6 protein-coding genes are annotated in these 2,939 nt (G+C 49.0%); all 6 read right to left on the bottom strand.

Annotated features, from left to right (window positions below; all coding sequences use genetic code 11):
• On the bottom strand, positions 1-354 hold a 354-nt coding region (locus IBX50_RS19225), incomplete at its 3' end, for a YqcC family protein (protein ID WP_292258010.1).
• Between the two features lie 3 nt (positions 355-357).
• The gene (locus IBX50_RS19230; RefSeq protein WP_292258011.1) at positions 358-768 is read right to left on the bottom strand and encodes a CBS domain-containing protein; all 411 of its coding nucleotides are present in this window, start codon (positions 766-768) and stop codon (positions 358-360) included.
• An 18-nt stretch (positions 769-786) separates the two neighbouring features.
• Entirely contained in the window at positions 787-1,137 is a 351-nt protein-coding gene (locus IBX50_RS19235; protein WP_292258012.1) for a P-II family nitrogen regulator, read from the bottom strand.
• Positions 1,134-1,895: a DUF1538 domain-containing protein gene (locus tag IBX50_RS19240; RefSeq protein ID WP_292258013.1), complete on the bottom strand. Its 762-nt coding sequence runs from the start codon at positions 1,893-1,895 to the stop codon at positions 1,134-1,136. Before IBX50_RS19240 ends, IBX50_RS19235 begins: the two co-directional genes overlap by 4 nt.
• A gap of 33 nt (positions 1,896-1,928) precedes the next feature.
• On the bottom strand, positions 1,929-2,672 hold the full coding sequence (locus tag IBX50_RS19245) for a DUF1538 domain-containing protein (protein ID WP_292258014.1): 744 nt from the start codon (positions 2,670-2,672) through the stop codon (positions 1,929-1,931).
• A partial coding sequence (locus tag IBX50_RS19250; RefSeq protein WP_292258015.1) for a hypothetical protein occupies positions 2,672-2,939 on the bottom strand: 268 nt, incomplete at its 5' end. The genes IBX50_RS19245 and IBX50_RS19250, both read right to left, overlap by 1 nt.

Genomic DNA, 2,939 nt, shown 5'->3' on the forward strand with positions numbered 1-2,939 from the left:
TTTTAACATACGCAGCGGCGGCAATTGTTTTTCAGTCAGTAATAAATCTATGGCCAGAGTCACTTCCATGACTCTGGCTTTTTTATTGCAGTTAAGTGCCATTTCAATTTGAGCGGTGATGGCGCAGCTATCTGGCAGTGATGCGTTGGCATCAATAATCGCTTGCAGCCTGGGAATAAAAACATACCTTAACCATTGTTGCAGGCTCATGCTGTCCACACAAAAGGGCTCGGGGCTGTTAAAGGCCTCTGGTGGTGGGGCTTCAACCTGCCAGTGACCAGTTTGTAACAGGCGCTGCTCCAGCAATACCAGCAGTTTTTTTAATAACTGGGCACGGGCGACTGAATCAGCCATGTGTTATTCCAGATCCACTGCCAGCCCACGCAGTACCAGATCGTCATAATTGATCAGACCCAGCACTTCACCGGCAGTGTCAATTACCGGGGCAATGGTTAAACCAAACTGATTAAACATACGGGCGCAAAAGCGCAGCTGCATATCGGGTCGTACACCCAGTACCGGTTTGGACATGATTTCATAAACATTCACCCGGTCGGGTGCCTTGTTGGGTGCCAGTACCTTTTTGGCGATATCCGAGATCAGTACCAACCCGTATTCATCGTGTTCATCGCGCTTGTCGATGATCAGGGCATGGGCATTTTTTTCACGCATCAGTTTGATGGCATCAGCAACGGTGGTGAGTCCATCCACAATACAATGACCACTGTGCATGACATCCCGCACACGCATGAGTTTTTTGTCGTTCATTCTGCTACTCCTTGAGGCTTAAATGGATTCTTGCAATTGATCAGTCAGGCTTTTGATCTGGTGTTTTACACCCAGAGCGTCTTCGACATCCAGTTGCAGGGCAATACCTGTTCCGGGTGAGTCATCAAACTCGCCAACTTCGGCAATGGTTTCCAGAATTTTGCGGCAATGGTGTTCTTCTACCAGAAACAACAGCACATCGCGTTGAGCGGTGATTTCCAGACCAAAAATCCCGCGGGATTTTTTTATGCCTTCGCCGCGGGCATTATTGATGATGGTGGCACCGGTGGCACCGGCATTTCTAGCCGCATCCAGCAGTGCATCGGTTTTATCGTCGTCCACAAAAGCCAGTATCAGTTTGAATCTCATGAGGGTATCCCTTTTCGTTTTTCCTGCCATTCGGCAATTTGTGCATAACCCATTACTGTGATGATCGGGAACAGGCAAGCCAGTGCAATCATTCCGAAGCCATCCAGAATTGGGCTGCGTCCTGGAATGGATGTAGCCAGCCCTAGCCCCAGTGCAGCAATAATGGGAACGGTAATGGTGGAGGTGGTAACCCCGCCGGAGTCAAATGCCAGTGGGATAATGCTTCTGGGTGAGCGTAGGGTCTGGATAATAACCAGAATATAGGCTCCCAGAATGAACCATTGAAGAGGATACCCCATCACAATTCGCCAGCTGCCCAGGGTAATACCAAAAGCCATACCCAGTGCCACGGCAATCCTTAACATTAGAGGGTTGATGGTGCCACCGGAGATTTCACCGGCCTTGATAGATACAGCAATCAGTGATGGCTCTGCAATGGTGGTGCTGGCACCAATCGCAAAAGCAAAAATATACACCCAGTAATAGTCACTCCAATGGCGCTGAGCCCCTTCTGCTATGGCAGGAAGAAAGCTGGCAGAAGAAAGCTGTTCTGCCATCAAGCCGCCCATCGGGAATAATGCCTGCTCCAGACCCAGCAGAAAAAAAGCCAGACCAAACAGCACCATAACAAAACCAGCCAGTACACTGGCGAGGTGCTTAATTTTTTTACGGATCACCAGATACTGAAAACCAAAAATGATCGCTGCTATGGGCAGAATATCTTTGAGGGTGTCCCATAAAATGTTCAGAAACTGCATCGTGACAATCCTTTATTCGTGAATGCTCTGATATCAGAGGCTGATCAGACCATAGACCAGTACAAAAATGATGGGCATCACCGAGGCAAAAGCAATCAGGCCAAAACCATCCAGCATTGGATTACGCCCCTTGATGGCCGTAGCCAGACCCACACCCAAGGCAGTTACCAGGGGAACAGTGATAGTGGAGGTGGTGACGCCACCGGAATCATAGGCTATGCCCACTATGGCTTCTGGCGCAATCAGTGTCAGTAGCAGTACCAGCACATAACCACCAATAATCATCAGGTGCAATGGCCAGCCTTTTAGGATGCGCAACACACCCACTACTACGGCAAAACCTACCGAGGCGGCAACCACCATCCGCAGGTTAAAAGCAAAGTCCGCTTGGCTTGCTGGTGTGTTGATGATCAAGCCACCTTCTGCTACGACTTCAGCAGCCTTGGCAGCAACAGCAATCAGGGCTGGCTCTGCAACAGTGGAGCCAAAACCTAGCGAAAAAGAGAAGAGCATCAGCCAGAAGACAGAGCCTTTACGGGCAAAAGCCTGAGCCAGATTTTCTCCGACCGGAAAAAGCCCCAGTTGTAACCCTTTGATAAAAAGGGTCAGGCCGATCACCACATAAAGCAGGCCGGTGATCAGATCCAGCAGTTCCACACTGTCTGGCAGGGGCTGGCGGATAACCACCAGCTGAAAAAAGCCGATAACCAGAACAACGGGAGCGAGGTCACGAAGGCTGTCACGCATCTGGCGTAAAAGTGAAAAAGCAAAATCCATTAACCTTGTATTCCCTGTTGGTTTGTCTTGTGGTGCAAATAATGCATCAAAGAAACCGCTGATGCCACCCTTGATGGCGGCAGAGTCTTGCCGCTTTTGGCCGGTGAGGGGGTTAGTTGATTGTGAGGTGGTTTATTTCTGGTGATGGTTGTTAGCTTTGCTGTTGAATTTAAAGAAAAAAACAAATATGGCACTAAAATTGAATGCATAACGGCAAAGTCACTGGAGGTTGTTATGTCGATTAACTTCAAAAATGCTCTTGGAATC

The organism is Marinospirillum sp. (assembly GCF_014859565.1).